The sequence below is a fragment of the Streptomyces sp. NPDC055103 genome, from assembly GCF_053607625.1.
The window spans coordinates 22,846-47,732 of sequence record NZ_JBSGTX010000019.1 but is presented as its reverse complement, the minus strand read 5'-3'; the positions used below and the strand labels follow the sequence as shown (position 1 = coordinate 47,732).

The 24,887-nt window shown below is 71.0% G+C and carries 18 protein-coding genes and 1 pseudogene; 8 read left to right on the top strand and 11 right to left on the bottom strand.

All coding sequences use genetic code 11. The features are described from left to right. Nucleotides 1–17: 17 nt before the first annotated feature. The 6 genes from ACWFR1_RS14805 to eccD all read right to left on the bottom strand — a co-directional run bounded on the left by ACWFR1_RS14805 (nucleotide 18) and on the right by eccD (nucleotide 7,544). Nucleotides 18–2,960, bottom strand: a complete 2,943-nt coding sequence (locus ACWFR1_RS14805) for an AAWKG family protein (protein WP_453550712.1) — start codon at nucleotides 2,958–2,960, stop codon at nucleotides 18–20. A 97-nt stretch (nucleotides 2,961–3,057) separates the two neighbouring features. Further along, complete coding sequence (locus ACWFR1_RS14800) at nucleotides 3,058–3,531, bottom strand: type VII secretion system-associated protein (protein ID WP_453550709.1); 474 nt, start codon at nucleotides 3,529–3,531, stop codon at nucleotides 3,058–3,060. A 112-nt stretch (nucleotides 3,532–3,643) separates the two neighbouring features. Next, nucleotides 3,644–3,973, bottom strand: coding sequence for a WXG100 family type VII secretion target (locus ACWFR1_RS14795; RefSeq protein ID WP_056565278.1), 330 nt, complete (start codon nucleotides 3,971–3,973; stop codon nucleotides 3,644–3,646). 49 nt (nucleotides 3,974–4,022) lie between these two features. Continuing rightward, nucleotides 4,023–4,382, bottom strand: a complete 360-nt coding sequence (locus ACWFR1_RS14790; protein WP_453550706.1) for a WXG100 family type VII secretion target — start codon at nucleotides 4,380–4,382, stop codon at nucleotides 4,023–4,025. Nucleotides 4,383–4,603: 221 nt separating this feature from the next. After that, entirely contained in the window at nucleotides 4,604–6,121 is a 1,518-nt protein-coding gene (eccB, locus tag ACWFR1_RS14785; RefSeq protein ID WP_453550703.1) for a type VII secretion protein EccB, read from the bottom strand. Nucleotides 6,122–6,137: 16 nt separating this feature from the next. Further along, complete coding sequence (eccD, locus tag ACWFR1_RS14780; protein ID WP_453550701.1) at nucleotides 6,138–7,544, bottom strand: type VII secretion integral membrane protein EccD; 1,407 nt, start codon at nucleotides 7,542–7,544, stop codon at nucleotides 6,138–6,140. Between the two features lie 285 nt (nucleotides 7,545–7,829). Here eccD and eccCa point away from each other — a divergent pair, with 285 nt between their 5' ends. Beyond that, on the top strand, nucleotides 7,830–11,915 hold the full coding sequence (eccCa, locus tag ACWFR1_RS14775) for a type VII secretion protein EccCa (RefSeq protein ID WP_453550700.1): 4,086 nt from the start codon (nucleotides 7,830–7,832) through the stop codon (nucleotides 11,913–11,915). Nucleotides 11,916–11,976: 61 nt separating this feature from the next. Here the strand turns inward: eccCa and ACWFR1_RS14770 are convergent, their stop codons facing one another. Both ACWFR1_RS14770 and ACWFR1_RS14765 read right to left on the bottom strand, forming a co-directional pair. Continuing rightward, complete coding sequence (locus ACWFR1_RS14770) at nucleotides 11,977–13,308, bottom strand: S8 family serine peptidase (protein ID WP_453550697.1); 1,332 nt, start codon at nucleotides 13,306–13,308, stop codon at nucleotides 11,977–11,979. A 97-nt stretch (nucleotides 13,309–13,405) separates the two neighbouring features. Beyond that, nucleotides 13,406–16,714 carry a right-handed parallel beta-helix repeat-containing protein gene (locus ACWFR1_RS14765; RefSeq protein ID WP_453550695.1) on the bottom strand — a complete coding sequence of 1,103 codons (3,309 nt, stop codon included), beginning with the start codon at nucleotides 16,712–16,714 and terminating at the stop codon, nucleotides 13,406–13,408. A 207-nt stretch (nucleotides 16,715–16,921) separates the two neighbouring features. On the opposite strand from ACWFR1_RS14765, the gene ACWFR1_RS14760 reads away from it, so the two are divergent. The 6 genes and pseudogenes from ACWFR1_RS14760 to ACWFR1_RS14735 all read left to right on the top strand — a co-directional run bounded on the left by ACWFR1_RS14760 (nucleotide 16,922) and on the right by ACWFR1_RS14735 (nucleotide 21,234). After that, a complete protein-coding gene (locus ACWFR1_RS14760; RefSeq protein WP_453550830.1) occupies nucleotides 16,922–17,269 on the top strand; it encodes an SSI family serine proteinase inhibitor in 348 nt (115 codons plus the stop codon). Beyond that, complete coding sequence (locus ACWFR1_RS14755; protein WP_453550692.1) at nucleotides 17,259–17,447, top strand: pirin; 189 nt, start codon at nucleotides 17,259–17,261, stop codon at nucleotides 17,445–17,447. The genes ACWFR1_RS14760 and ACWFR1_RS14755 overlap by 11 nt, the downstream gene beginning before the upstream one ends. 306 nt (nucleotides 17,448–17,753) lie before the next feature. After that, a complete protein-coding gene (locus ACWFR1_RS14750) occupies nucleotides 17,754–18,347 on the top strand; it encodes a TetR/AcrR family transcriptional regulator (RefSeq protein WP_453550689.1) in 594 nt (197 codons plus the stop codon). Next, nucleotides 18,344–20,176: an alpha/beta fold hydrolase gene (locus tag ACWFR1_RS14745; RefSeq protein ID WP_453550686.1), complete on the top strand. Its 1,833-nt coding sequence runs from the start codon at nucleotides 18,344–18,346 to the stop codon at nucleotides 20,174–20,176. The genes ACWFR1_RS14750 and ACWFR1_RS14745 overlap by 4 nt, the downstream gene beginning before the upstream one ends. Before the next feature lie 323 nt (nucleotides 20,177–20,499). Next, nucleotides 20,500–20,745: pseudogene (locus ACWFR1_RS14740) on the top strand (DNA methyltransferase); the annotation flags it as partial. A gap of 30 nt (nucleotides 20,746–20,775) precedes the next feature. Beyond that, nucleotides 20,776–21,234 (top strand): hypothetical protein, encoded by a 459-nt coding sequence (locus ACWFR1_RS14735; RefSeq protein WP_453550827.1) that lies wholly within the window; start codon nucleotides 20,776–20,778, stop codon nucleotides 21,232–21,234. A 53-nt stretch (nucleotides 21,235–21,287) separates the two neighbouring features. On the opposite strand, the gene ACWFR1_RS14730 is transcribed toward ACWFR1_RS14735, so the two are convergent. The 3 genes from ACWFR1_RS14730 to ACWFR1_RS14720 all read right to left on the bottom strand — a co-directional run bounded on the left by ACWFR1_RS14730 (nucleotide 21,288) and on the right by ACWFR1_RS14720 (nucleotide 23,655). Continuing rightward, complete coding sequence (locus tag ACWFR1_RS14730; RefSeq protein ID WP_453550684.1) at nucleotides 21,288–22,028, bottom strand: isocitrate lyase/PEP mutase family protein; 741 nt, start codon at nucleotides 22,026–22,028, stop codon at nucleotides 21,288–21,290. 46 nt (nucleotides 22,029–22,074) lie between these two features. After that, nucleotides 22,075–23,292 carry a 3-deoxy-7-phosphoheptulonate synthase class II gene (locus ACWFR1_RS14725; RefSeq protein ID WP_453550681.1) on the bottom strand — a complete coding sequence of 406 codons (1,218 nt, stop codon included), beginning with the start codon at nucleotides 23,290–23,292 and terminating at the stop codon, nucleotides 22,075–22,077. A 216-nt stretch (nucleotides 23,293–23,508) separates the two neighbouring features. Continuing rightward, nucleotides 23,509–23,655 carry a hypothetical protein gene (locus ACWFR1_RS14720; RefSeq protein ID WP_453550679.1) on the bottom strand — a complete coding sequence of 49 codons (147 nt, stop codon included), beginning with the start codon at nucleotides 23,653–23,655 and terminating at the stop codon, nucleotides 23,509–23,511. 437 nt (nucleotides 23,656–24,092) lie between these two features. On the opposite strand from ACWFR1_RS14720, the gene ACWFR1_RS14715 reads away from it, so the two are divergent. Beyond that, a complete protein-coding gene (locus ACWFR1_RS14715) occupies nucleotides 24,093–24,776 on the top strand; it encodes a helix-turn-helix transcriptional regulator (RefSeq protein ID WP_453550676.1) in 684 nt (227 codons plus the stop codon). The last annotated feature ends 111 nt before the right edge of the window (nucleotides 24,777–24,887 follow it).

Genomic DNA, 24,887 nt, shown 5'->3' with positions numbered 1-24,887 from the left:
TCGGGGGAGTACGGCGGTCACCGGCCGATCACGCCGGCGACGCCGCCCTCGTCCGTGCCCCAGACGTCCTCGTCCTCGCTGATCCAGGTGGAACGCTCACGTTCGTCGCTCTGCGTGCCCTGGCCGCCGCCCATGCCGCCGCCGCCCATGGGCGGCACCATCGGCATGCCGCTGGAGGAGGTCGCGGGGCGGCGCATCGCGGCGGCCTCCTCGGCGGCCAGCTGGGCTGCGCGGGCGCGGCCGGCCGTGGTCTCGCCGGTGGTGGTGGCCCGCAGGCGTTCGGCCGTCGCGGTGCCGCCGCCGGGAGTGCCGGGCGCCCCGAAGCCGTGCCCGAGGGGGTTGTTGGAGAGCAGGGGGATCCGGGAGCCTCCGGAACCGCCGGAGCCTCCGTACCCCCCGTATCCGCCATTGGTCAGGTTGCTGGTCTTCTTCTTCTCGTCCGGGTAGTCGTAGTAGTCGTCCCCGAAACGCCCGGTGTTGCTGTTGCGGTTGGAGGAGGAGGGGCCACCGGTCACGGAGAGGGTGCGACCGTCGGCGTCCGTGGTGACCGTCCGCCCGTCCGGGAAGGTGATCTTGTGGCCGCCGTCCTTGAGCTTGTGGTCGACGGTGCCGTCCGGGTAGCGGGTGGTGGTGGAGCCGTCCGCGTTGTGCGTGGTCTCCGCGCCCGCGTTGCCGCCGAGCGGGTTGAGGTGCTCGGTCTTCTTCTGCCCGTCGGCCTCGGTGGTGGTGTACGTGCCGTCCGGGGCGAGCCGGGTGGAGGAGCCGTCCTTGTACGTGGTGACGACGGTGCCGTCCTTGTCGACCTTGGCCACCGACCCGTCGGCGTACTCGATCGTCGAGGTGTTCTTCCCCAGCTGGGACACGGTCTTGGTGCCGTCGGGGTCGATCGTGGTGACCGTTCCCTGGGGGCTCACGGTGGTCCTGGTGCCGTTGGGGTGGACCGTCGTCGTCGAGCCGTCCTTGTTGAAGGTGGTGGTCGAACGGTCGGGGTTGTGGACGGTGGAGCCGGGCTCCGGGTGGGTGACCTTCTTGTTGCCCTCGGCGTCGGTGGTGGTGAGGGTGCCGTCGGTGGCACGGCTCTGCACCGTGCCGTCCTTGTACTGCGTGATGCTGCTGCCGTCCGGGCGGATCGTCGTCCTCGTACCGTCCGGATAGGTGATCGTCTCGCTGCCGTCCTTGTGCAGCACGGTGGTGGAGCCGTCGGGGTTGACCGTGGTGGTCGTGCCGTCGCGGGCGACGGTGGTGGTGGTCCCGTCCTTGTGGGTGGTGGTGCGGGAGCCGTCCTGGTTGTACGAGGTGGTGGAGCCGTCCGGGCCCTTGGTGGTCCTGAGCGGGACGGGCTTGTGCGGGGTGCCGCCGAGGCCGGGCGGGTTCAGGCCGAGCAGCGGCGGGGTGACGCCGGGCGGGGTGGTCTCCTTGCGCCCGTCGGGGTAGGTCGTGGTGTACGAGCCGTCGGGGTTGCGGACGATGGTGGTGCCGTCCGGGGTGCGGACGACGTTGCCGCCGTTGGTTCCGTTGCCGCCGTTGGTCCCGTTGGGGTTGAGCAGGGGCGGGGGCGTGCCGGTGTTGAGGCCGGGCGGCTTCTTCCCGCCGAGCCCGCCGTTACCGCCGCCCAGATTGCCGCCGACGGAGTTGGGGTCGAGCGTCGGCGGCGGCTTGTCGCCGTTCCCGCCGAGCTTGTTCTCCAGCTCGTCCTTCTTCTTGTTGGCCTCGTCCTCCAGGTCCTTCTTTTCCTTGTCGAGGTCCTCTTTCTGCTTCTTCGTCGACTCCTCGACGAATTTGGCCTTCAGATCGGTGAAGCCCGTGCTGAAGCTGAGGTTCCCGGTCGCGTTCGCCAGGTTGTTGAAGACCTCGTTGAGCAACTGCGTCTGGGTGTTGGCCGCCGTGTCGATCGTTGCCACGATGGTCTCGACCCAGTGCTTGTACGCCTCCTGGGCGACCTTTTCCCAGGCCGGCTTCTGGGTGAGGTCGCCGTACAGCGGGTGATAGATCGTGAAGCCCCCGCCAATGTAGAGCTTCTTGCTCCCGGTGATCATGAAGACTCTGTCGAGATTGTTTTGGTTGAGATAAAGGGCGACCTTGTTCACCTCTGCGTTGAGGTGATAGGTGGGGAGATACGTGTTATACGTCAGCTTCTCCCCCGGCGTCGCCGCGTCAATGGTCACCTTGGCCTCGAGCCAGGTGTTCCAGGCCTTCATGAGGGCGTCGGCGGCGTCGTGGATCGCCTTCGCGCACCGGGCGATCTCCTGGCCGATGGAGGACGTCGGGTTGTAGGTCTCGCCGAAGGACAGGGAGACGGGCGTGCCGGTCGGGGTCAGGTCCTTCTTGAGGTCCTTGTACCCGTAGGCCAGGCCGTCGAGCAGCATGCGGAACACGTCGGCGGCCGAGCCCTGCCAGGCGGCGTCCTCGCCCCCGAGGTCCTTGACCCACTTCTCGAGTTCCGCGCCGTAGTCCGTGAAGAACTTCTGGACCTCGTCGAAGGCCTTCCCCGTGGTGACCAGGCTCTTCAGATCGACCACGTCCGTCGACGCGATCTGCGGCACGGTCGCGAACTGGTGGGTGAAACCCTCCGTCGTGTGATTCGTCGTGAGGGCGGAGAGGGCGTCACGGTAGCCGCCGTCGTAAGCGCCGGCCTTTCCGTTGTCGCTGAAGTCGTTCCCGCCCTCGTTCCAGGGGACGGTGAGGGTGATCTCGAAATATCCGGTCACCTCGGTGACTTCTTTATTGAAGTCGTAGAACCGGATGATTCTCTCCAGCGGCCCCGGCGTGACGTTGTCCGCTGCTTCGGTACCGCCCTTCTTCTTGATGGAGGCCCGAAGCCATCCGGCGCCCTCGCCCGCCTGGTCTCCCGTGGCGCCGATCTTCCCCACTTCCTCGCGCGTCGGGCCGATGAATCCGGTCAGCTGAGCGGCGAGGTACTCGGCCCACTTCTTCTTCTCGTCTTCGGACGCGGGAGCCATACGGGAGTCGATTCCTTCGGGAGGCCAGGTGGCGGACGGCGGGCGGCGGAGAGCGGAGGGCCGGGGAGAACGGACGGCGGAGGGACGGCCCGGCCTGCTACTTCTGGGGCTTGGGGGCGATCAGATCCGAGATGTCCCTCCAGTCGTCCAGGATCTTCTGCCCCTCGATGCTGTCGAGGTTGTCCTCCTCGGTCTGCGCCATGTCCGCGATGGTGAAGCCGAGTTCCTGCTTGATCTCCTTGAACAGCTTCAGCTGGTTCGTGAGGATCTCGCCGAGCTTCTCGGAGTTCGCATGCATATACGTGACGAAGAGGTTTCCCATGGCCGGGGACTCGGGCTTGGTGTCGTCCAGGGTCAGCTTGCCCAGCTTCGGCCCGTGCGAGGTGATGTTCTCGCCGGGGTTCTTGAGCTTCCGGGCGAGCAGGGGCATCGTCGGATTAGGGCTGGTCGGCGAGGTGCTCGCGATCTCCTCCAGCTTCTTGAGGAACATCGGGATGCCCTGCCCTTCGACCGTGAGGAACCTGGTCAGGCTCTCCTTGTCGAGGTGGGACAGATCCGTACCTTCGGCCATGCTCTCTCTCCCTCGGTCGGTGCGAAGCGGTCACCGCGGTGGTGCCGACGGTCACGGCGCCGCGGGCACTGGGCCGGCGGCGCCGCTGAGGCCTGTCTGGGGGTGGGACCGGTCAGGGGACGCGGACGTTCGCCCACTGGTCGGCGCTGCGGTTCTCGTGCTTCTTGTAGATCTCGCTGATCTGGTTCAGGAGGGCGCTGTGGCGGTCCAGGATGCGGCCGAGCTCCTGCGAGGCCGCGTTCCACGCGTCCTGCTTCCCGCCGTACGTGGCGGCGTCCGAGCCCTGCCAGGCGACGCGGAGCCCGGCGAGCTCCTCGTTGAGCGCCTGGACGGTGTTCTGGATCGCCTTCGTCTGCATCCGCATGTCCTCGGCGGCGCGGTCGACGTGCTGGTATTCGACGTGGATGACACCGTCGGACTTGTCGGCGTAGAAGTTGGACATCAAAGGCTCCTCGACGGGGTGGAGGGGAGAGGGGACGGCGGTGACAGGCTCAGGGGTTGAGCTTGTTCTCGGTGCCCACGGAGATCGAGGAGCGCCGGGCGGCCTCGATGAAGTCGTTGATCTCGCCCTGCGTACGCGACTGTGCCTGACCGGTCTCGGTCAGCGTCTGCATCATCTCGCTCATGCTGCGGGTGATGACGTCGACCTGACCACTCCACTCGTTCAGCAGGCTCTGGAAGGCGGTGCCGTCGCTGCCGCCGTAGGCCCTGATCAGGCCTCCCATGACGGACTTGACGTCCTCCTGGGCCCGCTGCACGCCGTCCTTGGCCTGGAAGAGGGCGTTGTAGCCGCGCTGGTTCTCGCTCTGGCTCGAAGTCTGGGTACTGCCGGGGGGCGGCGGAGTCGCCATGATGGAGTCCTTGTCTGGGGCGCGGACAGTGAAGAACCTGAGGTGGCTTAAGTCGGCTGACGAGACTGGTGAGTCGAACACTCGTCTAGGTAATCCCTGATGCTAGGGAGAGTTTTGTGACGTGTGCAACGACTTCCGGTGTCTTCTGAGCTTCTTCTGATGTTCGTGACCGGATTCGACCGGGCTGTCTCCCGGGAAGATGCAGGACAACCGATGACGGTTCACTGGCAGTTCGCATCAGATGCCGGTGAACCACCCGCGAGCGCCGCCGCCACGTCCAGCCGCGGCCCGGTGGGCAGCATGTCCAGGAGCCGGGACGGTACGGCCTGGGCGTGGCCGCCCTTCAGACCGAGCCGGTCCACCGAAGTTGCGTCCGTCAGCCGGTATTTCACGCCGACGTCCGTGACCAGGTAGGTCGTGGTGCCGCGTACCCCGCCGCCGGCGCCGAGCGCCTGGACGAGCGCGCCGCCGCCGGGGCGTACCGCGATGCCGTTCACGGGCAGGCAGGCCGACGCGATCCCGGGACCCGTGGCCGGTTCCGGGACGGTTCCGCTCTCGCCCACCAGGGCGAGCCGGACCAGGGGCACGAGACCCTCGGGCTGGATCTGGGCGCACAGCGCCGATCCGGCGGCGGACCGCGCGGTGGGCGGCGTGTCCGGCCAGTCCGCCGGAACGGCCGGAGACTGTCCGGCTGAGGACTGCCCGGTAGCGGGCTTGCCCGTAAGAGACTGTCCGGTCGCAGAGCCCTTCGCCGGGGCCTGGCGGCGGGTCAGTTCGTCGGCGGTCAGGGTGAGCGCGGTCGGGGCGCCGCCCCGGTACGCCTGGCGGCCGGTGCGGTCGTCGCCGAGGACGAGCGCCGCCGCCAGCGGGGTGAGCGGCAGCAGCCCGGCCTTCTCCAGCAGGAAGTACTGCCGGTCCGTGCCGGGCGACGACATGGCGAAGACCTGGCCCACCCGTGCCGGCGCACCGCCGATCCGCCCCGACTCCGTACCCCTGCCGTCGACCTCCGGGGCCACCAGATCGGCGCCGGCAGGCAGGCTGTCCAGGAGTGCGGCGGTCACGGGGACGGTCTTGGTGCCCGACCAGCCGAGGGCCTGGAGCGCACCGTGGCCGCCGATCCGCATCCGGTGGTCGCCCCACAGCAGATACGTGCTGCCGTCGGGGCCCGTGACGAGTATGCCCTCCGCCTTCCCGGGGAACGTGCCCCCGGCTGCGAAACCGATCCGCAGCGAGGTACGGGCCGTCCGGCCGCTGCCGTCCGGGCCGGTGGCCAGCGGCGGGTCGGCGCACACCTGCCAGGCCCCCTGCTCCAGGTCGGCGGGGCCGGGCAGGGTGTCCGGGGCGCCGGGGATACCGATGGGGGTGCCATGGGGCTCGCCGCGCAGGGACTTCGTGGACACGATGACGGGTGTCGGAGCGGTGCGGGAGATCAGCCGGGCCGAGGCGTAGTTGAGGACCGGACGCAGCCGGCCGTCGAGGTACAGGTAGCGGGTGCCCGTCTCCTTCTGCACGATCAGCGCGTTCGTCGTCCGCCACGACTTCGTGCCGGCCGGGGAGATCATCCCGAACAGCAGGAAGCCCACGACGAGGACCACGCCGAGACCGATGCCCCAGGCGAGGCCTCGGTTGGTGCGTCCGACGGGGCTCTCCGACGCGTCCGGATCCTGCCGCAGCATCCCGCTGACGAGCCGCCCCATGACGAACATATGGGCTTGGACCTGGTCTTTCCTGGACTGCATGGTGGTCCCCCTCCCGTCAGCCGGACACGGCGCGCAGGTCGCCGTAGACGCCGAGCACCCAGAGCACGAGCGGGATCAGTGCCACCGCCGCGCAGGTGTGCAGGATGTCCCCGGCCCGGCCCCAGTGCGGCACGACCCGGCGGCCCGGCACCGTCCAGGACGCGACGGCTGTGGTACCGGCCAGCGTGAGCAGTACGGCGAGCAGCACCGGCCGGTCCCCGGGAGCGAGTTCGGCTCCCATGGTGAGCGCCGCGAGCAGCAACCCGTACAGGCCGGGGAGGAAGACCGCCGGGCGCTGCCAGACGTTGCCGATGTTGCGGGAGTGCAGCAGCAGGAGCAGGCAGAGCGTTCCCGCCGTGACCAGCGCGGGGGTGCCCGGGGCGTCCAGGAGCAGCGCGGTGAGCACGGCGGCGCAGACCACGCCGACGGCCGCGTACAGCGCGGTCATCCACTGCTCGGCGTGCGCGGTACGGCTCACGACGTGCGCGTGCGGATGCGGGTCGATGCCCTCCTGCAGCTCCTCGGCGTTGGAGGGCAGTGCGGGCAGCCGCAGACCGGAGAGCCGGAAGGAGATGCCGGGGACGAGGCCCCCGACGGCGACCGCGAGCACGGCGACGACGGCCGCCGCGGGCCCGGGGGTGAGGTCGAGGGTCAGCATCAGGGTGCCGCCGACCGCCCCTGCCAGGGCGATCACCGCGACCGAGAGCAGCAGCGGGACGAAGGCGGCGACCGCGGCGACCGACAGCACGGCGCCGCCCGCGGCGGCGGCGGATGCGGCCAGGACGCGGGCGCCGGTCAACTGCCCGCCGCCGTCGGCCTCACCGGCAGGCAGGAGCGCTCCGGCCAGGGCCAGGAACGGCGCCACGAACACGCCGAGTGCGGCGCCGGCGGCCGAGTCGCCGACCGCCCGGGAGGCGGCGGCGGCACCGAAGAGCACGAGCAGGCCGACAACGCCCGCGACGGCGGCCCTCACCGGGGCGTCACCGCCGGGCAGGGCGCAGACCACCCAGGCGGCGGCGAGCAGCAGGACGGCCGTGGCGCGCAGGGTCCAGCGGCCGGTGCGGGCGGTCCAGCCGCCGGGGCGTTCCCGCATGCTGTCCGCGACGCCGTCGACGAGGTCGTCGAAGTGCAGAGCGGGCAAGGCCTCGACGCGAGGCCGCAGATGAAGCGTTTCTCCATCGCGGAGGGACAGCGAATCGGGCGTTCCCTCCTCGTCCAGGGGCTCTTCCCCGAGTCGCTGGAGGACCCAACCACCGTGCTCGATGCCCTGCTCGGCCAGCTCCTCGCCCGCGTGGTCGAGGAGGGTCGGCAGGAGATCGGCCAGTGGTACGTCCACTGGGACCGCGAGGTCGAGCAGACGCCGGGGGGTCCTGACTGCGAGCCGGCACAGACCGGGGCTCGATATGCCGGATGTTTCTGTCATGACGGGTGGCCGCACCTCTCCGAGGGGCCGGGGTACCGAAGCTGAGTAGCGCACATTACCTTGGTCAACACGTCAGGTCGCAGGCCCCCCAGGCCTGTTGCCGCCTGCGCCGGGACCCCGGCGGACGGACGGTCCCCGCCCTGCGCGGGCACCGGGAACGGAACCGTACGTCTACGGGAACGGAACCGTACGCGGGAACGGACCGGAACACCTCCGGAGTCGGAGTCGGAACCGTAAGCGGAACCGAAAGCCCCCGGACGCGATCAGCCCGAGGAGACATCCAGCGTGAGCACCGTCCTCTTCCGCAGGCCCGCCCGGCGGCGCGGTCCCGACATGCCCGAGGGCGAACTCGCGCTCCAGGAACCGCCGACGCTGCCGGAAGCGGAACCGAACACCTCTGCGATGTGGACCTATCTTCCGATGGGTCTCACCTCGCTCGCGATGCTCATGATGTTCCTGCGCCCCGGCCAGGCCACCGCCTTCAGCTACATCGCCATCGGGCTCATGCTGTTCTCGTCCGTGGCGATGATCCTCGCCCAGCTGATCCGCACCGCGGGCGAACGCAAGCGCAAGCTCAAGGGCGAGCGGCGCGACTATCTGCGCTACCTGACACAGATGCGCCGCCGGATCAGGGTCACCGTCGGGGCCCAGCAGAAGGCCCTGTCCTGGCGCCACCCCGAACCGGACGCCCTGTGGGCGCTGGTCGGGACCAGCCGCCAGTGGGAACGACGGCCCTCCGACGACGACTTCGCCGAGGTACGGGTGGCCGTCGGCGACCAGAAGCTCGCCGTACGACTCGCGCCCCTGTCGACCAATCCGGTCGAGGACCTCGAACCACTGGCCGCGCACGCCCTGCGGAGCTTCATCCGCGCGTACGGCACCGTTCCCGACCAGCCGATCGCGCTGTACCTACGGGCCTGGTCGCGCGTGGTGATCCGCGAGGAGGGGCCGGAACAGGGTCAGGGTCAGGGGCAAGGGCGGGGCCAGGGGGCGGAGCGGCCGGACGGCGCGGACGGCGCGCGGTCCCGCGCCCTGCTGCGCTCCCTCGTCGCCCAGCTCGTCACCTTCCACGCCCCCGAGGAACTCAACATCGCGCTCTGCGTGAGCGACGAACGACGAGCCGACTGGGAATGGCTGAAATGGCTCCCCCACGCCCAGCACGGCTACCAGCGCGACGGCGCCGGCCAGGTCCGGCTCGCCGCCGCCGACTTCCAGTCCCTCGAAGAACTCCTCGGCGTCGACTTCACCCAGCGGCCGCCCTTCGACCCGGAGACCCCGCCGGGCCGCGACGAGCCCTTCACCCTCGTCGTCGTGGACGGCGGCACCGTGCCCGCCGGCCACCGCGTCACCGGTGCCGGCTACCGCAACACCGTGCTCGTCGACCTCGGCGGGGCGCTCGCCTGGAAGGCCGCCCGCGGCACCCTCCGGCTCCGTCTCGACCCGGCGGGCCTGCACCTCGTCCGTACCGACCGCGAACGCCGCGAACAGGCCACCTTCCTCGGGCGCCCGGACACGCTCGGACCGGCCGCCGCCCGCGCGCTGGCCGCCCGCCTCTCCCCGTACCGGCTCGGTGGCGGTGTGACCGCGTCCGAGCCCTTCGTCACGGACACCGAGCTGACCAGCCTCCTCGGCATCCCGGACCTGCGGCGGCACGAACCCGCCCGTCTCTGGAAGCACCCCGTCGAGGGGCGCGGCCGACTCCGCGTGCCCATCGCCGTCGGCGAGGACGGCACCCCCGTCGAGCTCGACATCAAGGAGTCCGCACAGGGCGGCATGGGACCGCACGGCATGCTCATCGGCGCCACCGGCTCAGGCAAGAGCGAACTCCTGCGCACCCTCGTGCTCGGCCTTGCGCTCACCCACTCCTCCGAGACGCTGAACCTCGTCCTCGTCGACTTCAAGGGCGGTGCGACCTTCCTCGGCATGGACGAGCTGCCGCACACCTCCGCCGTCATCACCAACCTCGCCGACGAGGTCGCGCTCGTCGGCCGCATGCAGGACGCCCTGCACGGCGAACTCATCCGCCGCCAGGAACTGCTGCGCAAGGCCGGGAACTACGCCTCGGTCCTGGAGTACGAGCGCGCCCGCGCCGCCGGCGCGCCACTCGCACCGCTGCCCAGCCTGTTCGTCGTCGTCGACGAGTTCAGCGAACTGCTTGCCGCGCACCGCGACTTCATGGAACTGTTCGTCATGATCGGCCGGCTCGGCCGATCGCTCGGCGTCCATCTCCTCCTCGCCTCCCAGCGGCTCGAGGAGGGCCGGATGAACGCTCTGGAGGGCCACCTCTCGTACCGCATCGGCCTGCGCACCTTCTCGGCCATCGAGAGCCGGGGCGTCCTCGGTGTCCCCGACGCCTACCACCTGCCCTCGCAGCCCGGCAGCGGCTATCTGAAGAGCGGCGTGGAGGCGCTGACCCGGTTCCGCGCCGCCTATGTGTCCGGGACGTACAAGGCGCCCCGCCGCGGCGCTCGGCGGGAGCAGATCGCCCGTCAGGTGGTCCCCTGGGGCACCGAGTGGGTCGTGCCCCACACGCTGCCGGCGGCTCCTGATCCGGAGCTGGAGGCGCAGGCCAACGGCGAAGCCGAGCCCGGCTCCGTCCCGGGCTCGGGCTCCGCGTTGGAAGAGAGCCTGCTCGGCCTGGCCCTCGACCGGCTGCGCGACAGCGGACCCCCCGCCCACCAGGTGTGGCTCCCGCCGCTCGACACCGCGCCCAGCCTCGACACCCTGCTACCGCCGCTGACCCCGGACCCCGACCTCGGGCTCACCACGGCCGGCTCCGCCGACCGCGGGCGGCTCCGCGTCCCCGTCGGCCTGGTGGACCGCCCCTTCGAGCAGGTACGGGACCTGCTCAGCGTCGACCTCTCCGCCGCCGGCGGTCACGTCGCCGTCGCGGGCGGCCCGCAGAGCGGCAAGAGCACCCTGCTCCGCACCCTGATCTGCTCCCTCGCCCTCACCCACTCGCCCCGTGAAGTGCAGTTCTACTGCCTGGACTTCGGCGGCGGCGCCCTCGGCGCACTCGCCGGACTGCCGCACGTCGGCGGCGTCGCGGGACGGCTCGACCGGGAGCGGATCGCCCGGACCTTCGCCGAAGTCACCTCGCTGCTCAACCGCCGCGAACTGTTCTTCCAGGAACAGGGCATCGACTCGATGGTCACCTACCGCAGGCGGCGGGCGGCGGGAGATTTCGCCGACCAGCCCTTCGGGGACGTCTTCCTCGTGGTGGACGGCTGGTCCACCATCCGCAGCGACTTCTTCGACGACATGGGCGTCTTCTCCGAGATCGCCTCCCGGGGCCTCAACTACGGCGTCCACCTCGTCATCGCCACCTCCCGCTGGGTCGAGGTCTCCGCCGCCCTCCGCGACCAGATCGGCACCCGTCTCGAACTCCGCATGGGCGACCCGATGGACTCCGCCGTCGACGTCCGCAAGGCCGCCACCGTCCCCGTCTCTCCCGGCCGGGGCCTGAGTCCCGACAAGATGCACTTCCTCACCGCCCTCCCGCGCATCGACGGACAGGAACGCGCCGAGGACCTGACGGAGGCGCTCGCCGACCTCGTCGAAGCCGTCGCCGAGAGCTGGGACGCGCCGCCCGCGCCCGCCGTACGCATGCTGCCCACCGAACTGTCCGCCTCCGAACTCCCCGCGTCCGAGCATCCGCTGCGGATCGCGGTCGGACTCGACGAGGCCGAACTCGCGCCCGTCTGGCACGACTTCTCCCAGAGCCCACACCTCTACCTCGTCGGCGACACCGAGAGCGGCAAGACCAGCGCGCTCAAGCTCATCGCCCAGCGGATCATGGCGACCCACGGCCCGGACGAGGCCAGCTTCCTCGTCGCCGACTACCGCCGCGAACTGATCGAGGCCATCCCGGCGGAGTACCGGCTCGGGCACGCCGTCTCCGCCGACCCCCTGCGCGAGTACGTCGACGGCGCCGCGCGCGCCATGGCCGCCCGGCTGCCGGGGGAGAACATCTCCCCGGCCCGGATGCGCCGCGCCGACTGGTGGAACGGGCCCCGGCTCTTCGTCCTCGTCGACGACTACGAGATGGTCGGCTCGCCCTTCGACGGCCCCTTCGAACCGCTGGTGCCGCACCTGCCGCTCGGCTACGAGATCGGCCTGCACATGATCGTCGCCCGAGCCTCCACGGGCGCGGGCCGGGCCGACCCCCTCATCCGCAAGATGGGTGAGGTCAACTCCTCGGCGCTGCTGCTGTCCTGCCCGCCCTCGGAGGGCTATCTCCTCGACAACGTCAAGCCCCGCATCCTGCCCCCGGGCCGCGCCCAGAGCGTCGTCCGCCGCAAGACCCGCCTGGTCCACCTCGCACTCCCGGATCCGGTCCCGGAGGAGGAAGAGGAAGAGGCGCAGGCGTAGGCGTAGGGGCCGGGGGAGTACGAGGATTCCCCGGCCTCACTCGGTCGGACGGCCTTCGGCCTCACTCGGTCGGACGGCCCTCGGCGTCCAGCCGCCCGGGCTGCCAGCGGCGCTTGCGGCCCTTGGGCAGGACCACCGCGAGGAAGGCCACGAGCAGGATCGTTCCCGCCGCCACCCCCGTCACCAGATAGGCGGTGGAGCGGGCGCCCGCCGTCTCCGCCGGCTCCGGCAGCCGCACGGGGTCCGGCCGTCCGGCCGTCCCCGCCGCGCCGCCCGCGCCCGCCGTCTCCGGCGAGCGGACGCCGGTGGAGACCCCCGAGACGGCCCCGTATGGGTCGAGCGCGGGCAGGTCGCCCGGATAGGCACCCTTGAGCAGCCGTACACGGACCTCGGCGGCGTTCAGCTCGGGGTGGTACGCACGGACCAGTGCCGCCGCGCCCGCGGCGACCGCGGCGGCCAGGGACGACCCCGAGGCGGTCCACTTGCCGTCGCCCACCGGTCCAGGGCCCATCAGGGCGCCGCCGGGGGCGGAGAGGTCGGCGCGCCGGAACCGCGGCGCGGTCGCCGGACGCGTGCCCTGCGGCCCGGCGTCGAGCACCGCGAGGGCATCGGCCGGGGCCACCGGCGCGGGCGGCGGGGTGGAGGAGCCCTGCGGGACGCTGTCCGCCGCCGCGGGTACGACCACCAGGGCGTCATGCGCGCGTGCCACGGCCATCGCCTCGCGTACCCGCCGGTCGGAGCCGTCCAAAGGCGCGGTCACCGTGATCACGTCGGCCCCGGCGGCGGCGGCCTCCCGCACCCCGGCGGCCAGCCGGGCGAGGTCGGGCTCACCACGCTCACCCGTACCCCGTACGGCCAGGACGCGGGCCTCCGGGGCCACCCCCGAGAAACCCTGACCGGGAAGGGCCGCTCCGGCCACAAGCCCGGCCTGGAACGTCCCCCGGCCCACACAGTCCTCGCCGGCCGCGCCCAGGGCCCTCACCCGGCCGCGCAGGACGGCCGCGTCATCGCTCACGCCCGTGCCGACGACCGCCACCGTCACGCCGCGCCCCCGGGAGAGGCGCCAGACCTGGTCGAGGCCCAGGACGTCGCGCGTCCAGGGGGCCGCCGCTGTGACCGTGCCCCGTACCGTCGTACAGGGCTGGTCGGGGGAGAGCCGCTCGGGCACGCCCGGGAGCGCGGTGCCACCACCACCGTCACCGCCGGACTCCACGCCCCCGGCCGTTCCCGCGGAGTCCGCGCCCCCGGCCGTTCCCGCGGAGTCCGCGACCCCGGCCGTTCCCGCGGCACCCGCCACCTCCGCCGTGCCCGCCGCCGTGGCGAGGGCAGGCGGACCAGTGAGGAGGGGGATGCACAGGAGCATGCCGGTGCACAGACTCGTACGGCGACGCATGAACGTCCTCGGTCCTCGGTTCGGGCCACCCGTAGGGGGGCGGGACTACGTTGACAGGGTTGCCGGGACGGAGCGCCCCAGGGCCGCTTCCCCCGGGTCAGGGTTCCCTGAGGTCCTGCGGCAGCAGCAGCCGCAGGTCGTCCAGGCTCGGTGCCGCCACCGAGCTGAGCCTGCGGGCCTGCCGGGTCATCATCGCCTCAAGCGTCTGACGCGCCAGACGGGCGTTGCCGAAGGTCCGGCCGCGTGGGATCGCCTCGAAATGGTCCCGCAGCTCGGAGGCCGTACCGGGAGCGCACTCGTACCCGTTGTCGACGGCGTGCCGGCGCACGATGGTGACCAGCTCGTCCGAGGAGTAGTTCGGGAACTCGACGTGCCGGGTGAAACGAGAGGCCAGGCCGGGATTGGAATTGAGGAAACGGTCCATCTCCTCCGTATAGCCGGCGACGATCACCACGACCTCGTCGCGATGGTCCTCCATCAGCTTCAGCAGAGTCTCCACCGCCTCCTGGCCGAAGTCGGAGGACCCCCCGCCGCCGTCCGGCGTCAGCGTGTACGCCTCGTCGACGAACAGCACCCCGCCGAGCGCCCGCTGGAAGACCTCCTTGGTCAGCTGCGCCGTGTGCCCCACGTACCGCCCGACGAGATCCGCCCTGGCCACCTCGACGAGCTGGCCGCGCGGGAGCACCCCCAGGGACGCGAGGAGTTCGCCGTACAGCCGGGCCACGGTGGTCTTTCCGGTGCCGGGCGGCCCCGCGAAGACCAGGTGGTTGCTGATGCGGGGCGCCGGAAGTCCCGCCGCGGCCCGTCGGCGAGCCGTCGCCAACAGATTGACGAGGTCGCTCACCTCGCGCTTGACCGCCGTCAGACCCGTCAGCGCGTCCAGCCGCAGCAGCGGGTCCTGATCGTCGCCTTCCGCCGCCGCGGCCGGCGCGAGACCCACGTCCTCGGCGACCAGCAGCGTCAGATCCCGCTCGTCGACGTCCCCGCGCGCGGCGAGCCGGGACGCCTGCCGGTCCACCATCTCCTCGAACACCTTCCGCGCGGTCCGGCCGTTGCCGAACCCGGCGTCGCGCGGCATCCGCTCGAAATGGGTGTGCAGCGCCGAACGCGCCTCACCGTCCAGCTCATAGCGATGGGCGGAACACATCCGCTCCACGATGGTGACGAGCTCCCCCGACGTGTAGTCGGAGAACTCCACACTGCGGGTGAAACGGGAGGCCAGGCCGGGGTTGGACGCCAGGAAGTCCGTCATCTCCTTCGGATATCCGGCCGCCACCACCACCACGTCCTCGCGGTGGTCCTCCATCAGCTTCACCAGCGTGTCGATGGCCTCACGGCCGAAGTCCGCGCCCGAACCGGCGGAGTCGGACAGCAGCGTGTACGCCTCGTCGACGAACAGCACCCCACCCAGTGCCTTCTTGAACGTCTCCGTCGTCTTGATCGCCGTACCACCGACGATCTGCGCGACGAGATCCGCCCGCGACACCTCCACCAGATGGCCCGAGCGCAGCACCCCGAGCGAGGCGAGGATCGACCCGTACAGCCGGGCCACCGTGGTCTTTCCGGTGCCAGGCGGGCCCGCGAACACCAGATGCCGGCTCATCGGCGGCGCCGGCATCCCCAGACCGGCCCGGCGCTGCGCCATCCGGTTCAGGTTGACCAGCGTCAGGACCTGGTCCTTGACGTCGTCGAGGCCGATCAGCGACTGGAGTTCGGCGACCGCGCCACCCTCCGCGTCCTGGCCACCGCCCGCCACGACCGCCCCGCCCGGAAGCCGCCCGTCGCCCGCCACCTCCGCGTCGGCGACGCTGCCCCAGGCGTCCGGCGCCCCATTGTCGACACTGGTCAGCTGCTCCACCGCGAGCCGGTCCCCGGCCACCGCCTGGCGCAGCCCGCTGCCCTTGTTGTCCCGTACGACACAGCCGATCACCGACACCGGATCGGGGCCCTCCACCCGCACCCCGTCGGCTCCCGAACCGGTCACCTCACAGGAGTTGAGCGAGGCCCTGGCGCCCGCCGCGATCAGCACCCCGTACTCGCCCGAATCCCACACCCGCGACCGGGCCGCCGTCAGATCACCCTGCTCATCGACCCGCACACCCACCGCCGGGCAGTCGCGCACCTCGGTGTCGCGGAGGGTCACCGCGCCGAGCGCGCCCACCACGACACCGGAGCCCTTCGCGGCCCGCACGCTGCCCTGGCCGACGTACAGGTTCGCGTGCCCCGACACATGCAGGCCCGCGCCCTCGCACTCCTCGACCCGGCACTCCTCAAGACGGCCCCGACCGTCCGCGACGACCTCCACGCCATGCCCCGCCGAACGCGTCACGGTCACGCGGCGCAGCAGCGGATTCGCGCTCGCCCTCACCAGCACACCGCTGCCGCCGCTGCCGCTCACCTCCAGGCGGTCGATCTCCGCGACGGAGTTCTCCTCCAGGAGCACCCCGATCCGCTCAGGGTCACGGACGGTCGTCCCGGTGAGCACCGGGGAGGAGAAGTCCGTCACGCGGATCGCCGCGTCCCGGGCGGAGCCGAACACGCACTCCTCGAACAGGCCGCGGCTCCGCTCCGTCACCAGGAGCCCGTGCCCCGCGGTCCGGTCCGTACGGCAGCGGCGCAGGGTGGGCGCGGAACCGGAACCGACGACGAAGCCGTGCCCGGTGGTGTTCCGTACGGTCACGTCCTCCAGCAGGGTCGTACCCGTGGTGTTCACGAAGACGCCCACCACCGAGTCCGCCACCGTCGAACGCGTCACGGTGACGCTGCTCTCCTCCTCGGCGGCGACCCCCGGCTTGTCGGCGGCCGAGATCTCGCACTCCTCCACGCGCACGTGCGCGCGCCCGTTGGCCAGGACGCCGTTGCCACGCGCGTCACGGAGGCGGCCCGACCGCACCGACACCCGGCCCTGCTCACCGGCGACGACGGCGGAGGTGCCGAGGTGCTCGACGACGCACTCCTCCAGGAGGCTCTCCGTCGCCGAAGTGGTCACCACACCGGCGCCCTTGGGGTTCTCGACCCGGCACTGCCGCACCGCGAGCGAACCGGAACCACGCGCGAACAGGGCGGCCCACGACCCCCCGTACACATCGCACCGGTCGAGCAGGAGCTGCCCGCGCGGTACGTCCACCACCGGGAGTTCGTCGTCGTGGCCGCGCAGCACCAGGGAGTTCACCATGGCGGAGTCGCAGGCCAGGGTCAGCGCCGAACCGCGCCGGGGGGCCAGCTCCACGGTGCCCCGGCCCTCCGTCGTGGTCAGCGTCAGGGAGGTGGCGAGGGTGAGGCTCTCCTCGTATCGCCCGGGGGCGACACTGATGACGGCTCCGGTGCGGGCCACCCGGAGGGCCTCGGAGATGGTGCGGCAGTCGCCCGTCCCGTCCTGGGCGACGGTGAGCAGCTGGCGTGACACGTTCTGACCTCCAGGGCGCCCCGATGTCGTTCCGCCGTACAGCGTCCGTTCACTCCGGGACGGGTGGAACTGATGTGCCCATCATGCCTGTCGGGACGGACAACCCGCCAGCGCCTCCGGTCGCCAAGGGCTGGGCGCGGGCGGAGGGCGGTACGGCGCACGATCTCTCAGACCGGTTACGCCTCCCGTTGACCCCGCGACGCGCATATCCAGTCCACTGTCTCCCGCACCGACGCCGCCACCGGTGTCAGCAGCACAGGATTCGTGTACCTCAACTGCCCCGGCACGGCCGGGAAGGATCACCCCTGGACGGCCGAGGCCTGCGCCGACCTGTACAAGGCCGGAGGCGACGTCGACCGCCTCCCCGGCAGTGACACCGCCTATTGCTCGAACGACTCCGACCCCCGTCACCGCGAACGCGGGCGGTACCTACAAGGGTTGCCCAGTCCACTGGGAACACAGCTACGAGAACGACTGCGAGCCCAAGCTCGCGACCGGCCTGGTTCACGACCGCGTCGCTGTAAAAGAGCGTCAGACGAGCGCAGTGTCGGATGAGCTCGGGTTCCCCGCCGTAGGCCACTTCGTGGGCCGCACGGACGAGGAGATCCGCGTGGCCCGCGAGCAGCGGATGACGGGCGACCGCTTCGGCGAGGTCAAGGGCTACGACGCCGACCGGCTCGACGCGCCGGAGGTTCCCCCGAAACAGTTGAAGGCGCGGGGACGCGTGCGCTGACCCGGTCTCTGTCTGGCGAGTGGCTTCCGCGAGTGCTCGTACACGTCTCGCACGGCCGCCGACCTCGGCGGACCGGATCGGAGCGGCCGCGCGGCGGTGGGAATCTCCCCAGCGGGCTGTGACCGTGGGGCACGGGCGTCATGCGCCGCGCCGTGACGAACTTCGTCCCCGTGATCTCCCGTCGACGGCCGCCTCGCGGTCGGGGGCCATCCGTGGAGCATTCCGCCATCCCGTCGTCGGGCTCCCCTCGCCGCGACCTCGGTCGAATGGGCTTGCGGAATATGTAGACCGGTCTATTATTCCACCATGGTTGGAACCAAGGGAGCCGAGACCAGCTTGCGGCTGGCGGAGTCGATGCTGGAACTGATCCAGCGGCATGGATACAGCGGTACGGGGCTCAACGCGGTGGTGGAGCATGCGGGTGCCCCGAAGGGGTCGCTCTACTTCCACTTCCCTCAGGGGAAGGAGGCGCTGGGAGAGAAGGCCGTCGAGCTCGCGGCCGCGCGGTTCGGCTCTCTCGTGGTCGACTCGGCGACGGGGCCCGTCACGGCGGGTGAGGCACTGGGCCGTGTGATCGACGAACTGGCCGGGATGCTCGACGGGAGCGACTTCCAACTGGGGTGCCCGGTCTCGGTGGTGACGCTGGAGATGGGTGCGCAGAGCGAACGGCTGCGCGGCGCCTGCGCCGATGCCTTCGAGTCGTGGATCGCGCCGGTGACCGAGCTGCTCATCGCGAACGGCCGGCCTCGTTCCGTCGCCCGTGCTCTGGCGACTGCCGTGGTCAGCATGGTGGAGGGTGCGGTGATCGTGTCGCGTGCCCAGCGGTCCACCGAGCCGCTGCACTGCGCCGCCCAGGCCATCGCCGTACTGCTGACAGAGGGTACGGAGGTCTCGGCGTGAGCCCGGGGCAGCGGCACGCACTGGTGCTGGGCGCGAGCGGATTCATCGGGCGCCACGTGGTGCTCGCGCTCGGCCAGGCCGGCGTGCGGGTGAGTGCGGCCGCTCGGAGCCACGAGTCCTACCAGCGGCTGGCGCGGTGGCTGGCCGGGCGTGGGCACGGCCAGGCCCCGGCCGACCTGCGGGTCGACTTCACCGCGCCATCACTGATCGACGGCGAGTGCGGTGACATCACCGAGATCTACAACTGCGCCGGTGCCTTCCGCTTCGGGATGTCGGTGGACGAGGCACGTCACGCCAACGTCGACAGCGTGCGCGCGGTCGTCGAGTTCGCGGCGCGACTGCCGAACCTGCGCCGCCTGGTCCAGATCTCCGGGTACCGCGTGGGCGGTCAGGACTCCGCCCCCTGGAGCGATGAACACCGACGCGAGACCTACCGGGCACTGGGCGCCTACGAGGCGTCCAGGGTCGAGGCGGACGCCGTTTTCCAGGACCTGGCGTCACAGTTGGGCGTTCCGTGGTCCATCGTGAACCCGGCCGGCGTCATCGGGGACAGCGCCACCGGGGAATCCGACCAGTACCTCGGGCTCGCCTCCAGCGTGAAAGACCTCTGGCAGGGCTCACTCCCCGCACTCCCGGGCAGCAAGAAGACGTTCGTCCCCGTGGTCGCGGCCGACTACCTCGCCCGGTTCATGACCCTGCTGCCGACGGACGCGGACTCCGAGCACACCGCGTACTGGCTGCTGGACGACGACACGCCCGCGCTGCCCGACCTGCTCACGCTCGTGGCCGAGCACTACGACGTCAGGGCACCCCGGACACGGATTCCGGTGCCCTTGCTCAAGGGGCTTCCCCGTCGGCTCACCCAGACCGATCCGGAAACCCTCACGTTCCTGTCGACCGACCGCTACCCGACCGCGTCGGCCCATGCCTTCGCCGCCCGTCACGGGCTGACCATGCCGGACACCGTCACGACGATCCATCGCTGGGCCGACCACATGGCAGCCCATCGCTTCGGCGATGCCCCAGCACGTGACAGGCGGTTCACCACGACAGGCGGCATACGGACGTTCGAACTGGGTGAGGCCGCCGCGCCCACGGTGGTGCTGCCCGGTCTGCCGGTCAACGCCGACACCTGGGCGCCGGCCGTCGCAGCGGTCGGGCACGCCCGCGCCGTCGACCTGCCGGGCCTGGGGATGAGCGCCGGGTGCCCCCACGACTGGCCGTCGTGGCTGACCGCGCTGGTCACCGAGACCGGTGCCCGTCACCTGGTGGGCCACTCCATCGGCGCCGCGGCCGCCGTCGAGGCCGCGGCCGCCCACCCCGCCGCGGTGGATCGGCTCACGCTCGTCTCACCCTTCTTCCTGCAGCCCCACCCGCCTCGCACCGTCAAGTGGACGCCCCTGACCCGACGGCTCCTGGCCCGGACGACTCCCACGGCGCTGGCCGAGCGGCTGACCGGCGCCACGGGGCACGCGGCCGCGCTCCCATCGACTGTTGCCGACCTCCGCCGCCGCGCAGTCGCGGCCACCACCGCCCGGCTCCTGGCCGCCACCGCGAACTCGCAGTGGCGCGCAGACCTCCGGGCCAAGCTGCAGCGCTACCCAGGGCGCGTCCACATCGTCACGGGCTCCCGCGATCCACTCACCACGGACGGACAGTCCTTTCTGGACGCCCTCCCGCACGCCACCGTGACCGTGATTGCCGGAGCGGGGCACCATCCCCAGCTGACACACCCACAAGACGTCGCTCAGGCCATCGGTGAGCGGAGTGCCGCCCCGGGCCCACAGGGGCAAGGGGGCGTCAGGGCGGCAGATGAACGTCCGCGATGACGAGGGCTGTGTATCGGAGACCGCCGTCAGCGACCAGGGAGCATCTGCCGTGGAGGCATGCCAGCGGGGGATCTTCCGGCTGAAGTGCCGGGGCGGCGCGGCCGTACAGGGCAACGCGCACGTCCGTTCCGAGGCCGTGGATCCGCCCGCCGCAGGGCGGCCCGCCTCCGAACCACGGCAAGGAGTTCCGCTTCGTCAAGCCGGAGACCTGTGACCCGGGGCGGACCGGACGCGGCCACCGATGGCGGTCCGCGAAGTGGCGGGCGGGATTGCGTCAGGCGATACGTCAAAGATCACCCGTAGGGGTGTTCTTGATCAGTAGCATGGTGCTCCCGGTGCCACGCGGTGACTTGACCGCGGCCGAGGACGCGAGAGGAAGCGTGATTCCGGTGGGGGTTGCCAGTTGGCTTGTGCTCGGGGGCGAGGACCCGGAGCACGCACTGGCCGCGGCGGCGGGACAGGCAGGCCTGGTAAGTCAGTTGCGGCCGTTGATCCGGGAGCTCAGTGCCCCCGGCGAGTTGGTGTTCGATCCGTTCGCGGGGTGGGGGACGACGCTGGTGGCGGCCTCGGTGGAGGGGCGGCGAGGATTCGGCATCGAGGTGAACGAGCAGCGCGCCGAGGACGCCCGCAAGCGGCTGGCGGCCTACCCGGGGCAGGAGATGGTCTGCGGCGACGCCCGCAAGCCCCCGCTGGAGGCGGGATCGGTCGACCTGGTGCTGTGCGACCTGCCGTACTTCGGCACCAATCTGGACACCGAGGCTTCCGACGGTGCGCAGTTCTACGCGCTCCGCGACTACGAGGACTACCTGAACGCGCTCGACGAGGCGTTCGCCGCGATCGCTCGGACCATGCGGCCCGGGGCCCGGGCCGTGATCGCGGTGCAGAACCGGCGGATCGCCGACCGGTTCGTCCCGCTGGCCTGGGACGCGGCGCGGGTGCTGGGGCGCCACCTCACGCTGGGAGACGAGCGGATCCACCTGTACGACCGGGCGACGGGCGGTGACGACCCCATGCTGACCAATCGGTCGCACGAGTACCTGCTGATGGCCACCAAGTAGCGGCTGCCGGGCTCTCGGGGGTCGGTCAACGCCCGTCGCGGGCGTACGGGACGCTACTGCGCCCCGTACGCCCGTCCGATCTTCCGGGCCAGATCGGTGACGCCGTCGGCGGCCTGCTGGTGCAGTGTGCCACCGAAGGTGACGCGGGCCGCGCCGAGGCTGCCGAGCTGGCTCGGGGAGGCGGTGCCGGGGAGGTGGAGGGCGTTGAGCGGCGCGCTCACGCCGTTGGCCAGGTCAGGTAGCAACTCCTCGGGGGCCAGGATCGGATAGACGACGTCGGCACCGGCGTCGACGTACAGGCAGGCGCGCTTGACCGCCGACTCCACCGAGCGGTCGCCGTACAGGAATGTGTCGATCCGCGCGTTGAGCACCAGCCGTTCGCCGGCGGCCACGCTGATCTCGGACAGCCAGTCGGCGTGTTCCACAGGGTCTTTGAGTCGACGGGCCGTGGAGTCCTCCAGGTTGCAGCCGATCACTCCCGCGTCGAGCAACCGCTCGACGATCTCGGCCGGGGCGAGACCGTAGCCGCCCTCGATGTCCGCGGTGACCGGGACGTCGACCGACCGGACGATCCGCTTGATCGCGGCGAACATCTCGTCGGCCGGGGTGTCCTCGCCGTCCTCATGGCCGAGGACGGCGGCGATCGCCGCGCTGGAGGTCGCCAGCGCGGGGAAGCCGACCTCCGCGAACGCCCGTGCGCTGACCGCGTCCCATACATTGGGGATGACCAGCGGGTCACCGGGATCGGTGCGGTCGTGAAGTGCCAGGAACTTCCCGGCATCGGTGGCCACCATCAGGCGGTCTCCTCCTCGTCGTAGATGGGGGATGGGGCGGCCGAGGTCACACCGTCGCCCAGGTGGTCCCGCGGTCCGGGACCGGGGACGCGGCATACACGGCCGCGAGTTCGAAAGCCACGTCCAGCGACTGACCGAGGTTCAGCCTGGGGTCACAGGCGCTCTCGTAACGGGTCGGCAGATCCTCGAAGCGGATCTCGTAGGTGCCGCCCACACACTCGGTGACGTGATCACCCGTCAGTTCCAGGTGAACGCCGCCGGGATGGGTGCCCAGTGATCGGTGGACCTCGTGGAAACCCTTGATCTCGTCCAGCACGTCGTCCAGACGGCGGGTCTTGTGGCCGGTCGGTGAGGACACGGTGTTGCCGTGCACGGGATCGCAGATCCAGGCCACTTCCGCGCCGGATGCCGCAACCTTCGCCACCAGGTCCGGCAGCGTCTCGCGCACCGCGCCCGCGCCCATCCGGCTGATGAAGGTCAGCCGGCCGGGCTCGCGATCCGGGTCGAGCCGGTCGATCAGACGCAGCGCGTCGTCCGGGGTACTGGACGGACCGAGCTTGACGGCGATCGGGTTACGTACCCGGGCGGCGAACTCGATGTGCGCGCCGTCTAGTTGCCGGGTGCGTTCGCCGATCCAGAGCAGGTGGCCGGAGAGCGCGTAGCGGCCCGCAGGGGTGGTGCGGCACAGCGCGTGCTCGTACTCCAACAGCAGAGCCTCGTGGCTGGTCCAGAACTCGCTTCCGTCGGCGGTGGTGAGCCGGCTCAGGTGGCCGAGGGTCTCCGCGGAGGCGTGGTAGACGCGCCGCAGCCGGTCCGGATCCGGAGTGCGGGCGGCGGCGGCGAAGGCCGAATCGTTGACCATGTCGCCCCGGTAGGAAGGGAGTTCGATTCCTCCCCGCAGCTCGGTCGGGTTCGACCGCGGTTTGGCGAACTGGCCCGCGATGCGGCCGAGTCGGACCACCGGGAGCTCGGCGGCCTCGGAGATGACGGCGGCCATCAGGGTCAGGGTGCGGTATTTGGCCGCGGTGGTTTCCGGGCCGACCTCGGCGAGGCTCTCGGCGCAGTCACCGCCCTGGAGCAACAGGGCCTCGCCGCGGGCGACCGCGGCCAGCCGCTCACGCAGCCGGTCGCATTCCGTGGCCGCGACCAGCGCGGGGAGGGAGGCGAGTTCGTCCGCGATCAGGCTCAGCGCGTCCGGGTCGGGCCAGTCGGGCTGCTGTGTGGGGAACGGGCCGGTCGTGCCGGTGGCGTGGTCAGAGTTCATGAGGTATCGCCCCTTCGTCCGCCGAGGGATCGGGGAGTGGCTCTCGCGCCGCCTCGGCGGGTCGGTCCGGCTCCGGGCGGCCGACGGGAATCCCGGTGCCGAACGCATCCTTCAGTTCGGGAGGTTGTGGTGAGGGTCGCGGTGCGAGGGCGACCCTCTTGGTCGGGCGGCGCGGAGCGGGCGAGGGCGGGGCCGAGGCAGCGTCCTGGGTGTGTGTCAGATCCGCCGGAACGGGGCGGGGACGGCGTTCCAGCCCACGTCGTCGCGGTCGTCACCGTGACCGAATCCGACCCCGGCCCGGCGCTCGGGTCCGGTCGGCGCGGAGGTGCTGCGCACGGCGCGCTGCATTCTACTGAGCGTCATCGATTTTTCCCCCTAGTCGAATCACCGTGATCCAACGGTGATCTCTTCCAGTAGTCGATATGGCGGGCAGATTATGAACCGGGAATTAATGCGGGACGACCGTCCTCGGTGCTCCGTGGAAGCAACTATGCGAGTCCCTCGACTGGCCGAACAAGATCGCCGATACTTCGGTTACGTGCACTTCCGCGACGCGAGGGATGTAAATGAGAATACATTGGGCCAAATCGGACGATATGGGCTTAGTAGCACTGTCTCCTGCTGACGCCGGCGACGGCGCCCTGGCGATCACTCTGCCGTCTGATGACCCCGCTTGCCGGGAGGCCCTGGCCCGGGTCGGAGAGGCGCTGGGGGACCTTTCTCGGACAATTTCCGACAGGGTCGGTCACGCTTCGGTAGCGGCTGCCCGAGTGGCCGAGTCGGCTGTCCCTGCACGGGGTTTGGGCTTCGACACCATCGAGGGGCTGCCCGAGATCAACCGGGTGATCCAGGACATGCTCGACGGTGTCATGTCCGAGATCCTCACCGCCCAGCCCGACGGGCCGCGCCCGAGCGTGGTGCTGGACGATGCGCTGGAGGTAGTGCGCGACCGCATCGCGGCCGGCGTCTCGATGCGGACGCTCTACCAGCACAGCACGCGATTCGACGAACCGACGAAGGAGTATGTCCGGGTGGTCACCTCGTATGGTGCACAGGTGCGCACGCTGGCCGAGTTCTTCGATAGAATGATTATCGTCGATCGGCGGGCGGCGTTGATTCCCGCGAATTCGGCACGCACCTCGGCGGTTCTGATCACCCTTCCGGCGGTGGTGCTGTTTCTCGCCGACATCTTCGATCGCGCCTGGGACCGGGCGGAATCGTATCCGTTCCTGCCGGTGCGGGCTGCTGACGCGGCGCCCGAGGTCATTCCGGCCATCCGTGGATCGATCCGGAAGCTGCTGATCGAAGGCAGATCCGACAAGGAGATCGCCCGAAGACTCGGCCTGAGCCTGCGTTCCCTGCAGGCTCATGTCGCCCGGCTCAAGGAGGAGCACGGCGCCGAGCACCGGCTCCAGCTCGGCTACCTGATGGGACGCCAGGGGGCGGCCGTGATCACCGATGGGGACGGTCGAGGCCCTTCCTGAGCGGGCGGAAGGAAGGCGAGGATGGCCCGGTCGGCAGGCAGCGCCGACCGGGCCACGTCGGGAGACGGGGCGGCTCAGACCGCCCCGTCGCCCGGCTCCAGCACCAACTAC

Coding starts and splice junctions, on each gene's coding strand:
- ACWFR1_RS14805 (WP_453550712.1), bottom strand. CDS start 2,960: ATGGCTCCCGCGTCCGAAGACGAGAAGAAGAAGTGGGCCGAGTACCTC.
- ACWFR1_RS14800 (WP_453550709.1), bottom strand. CDS start 3,531: ATGGCCGAAGGTACGGATCTGTCCCACCTCGACAAGGAGAGCCTGACC.
- ACWFR1_RS14795 (WP_056565278.1), bottom strand. CDS start 3,973: ATGTCCAACTTCTACGCCGACAAGTCCGACGGTGTCATCCACGTCGAA.
- ACWFR1_RS14790 (WP_453550706.1), bottom strand. CDS start 4,382: ATGGCGACTCCGCCGCCCCCCGGCAGTACCCAGACTTCGAGCCAGAGC.
- eccB (WP_453550703.1), bottom strand. CDS start 6,121: ATGCAGTCCAGGAAAGACCAGGTCCAAGCCCATATGTTCGTCATGGGG.
- eccD (WP_453550701.1), bottom strand. CDS start 7,544: ATGACAGAAACATCCGGCATATCGAGCCCCGGTCTGTGCCGGCTCGCA.
- ACWFR1_RS14770 (WP_453550697.1), bottom strand. CDS start 13,308: ATGCGTCGCCGTACGAGTCTGTGCACCGGCATGCTCCTGTGCATCCCC.
- ACWFR1_RS14750 (WP_453550689.1), top strand. CDS start 17,754: ATGGTTGGAACCAAGGGAGCCGAGACCAGCTTGCGGCTGGCGGAGTCG.
- ACWFR1_RS14730 (WP_453550684.1), bottom strand. CDS start 22,028: ATGGTGGCCACCGATGCCGGGAAGTTCCTGGCACTTCACGACCGCACC.
- ACWFR1_RS14725 (WP_453550681.1), bottom strand. CDS start 23,292: ATGAACTCTGACCACGCCACCGGCACGACCGGCCCGTTCCCCACACAG.
- ACWFR1_RS14720 (WP_453550679.1), bottom strand. CDS start 23,655: ATGACGCTCAGTAGAATGCAGCGCGCCGTGCGCAGCACCTCCGCGCCG.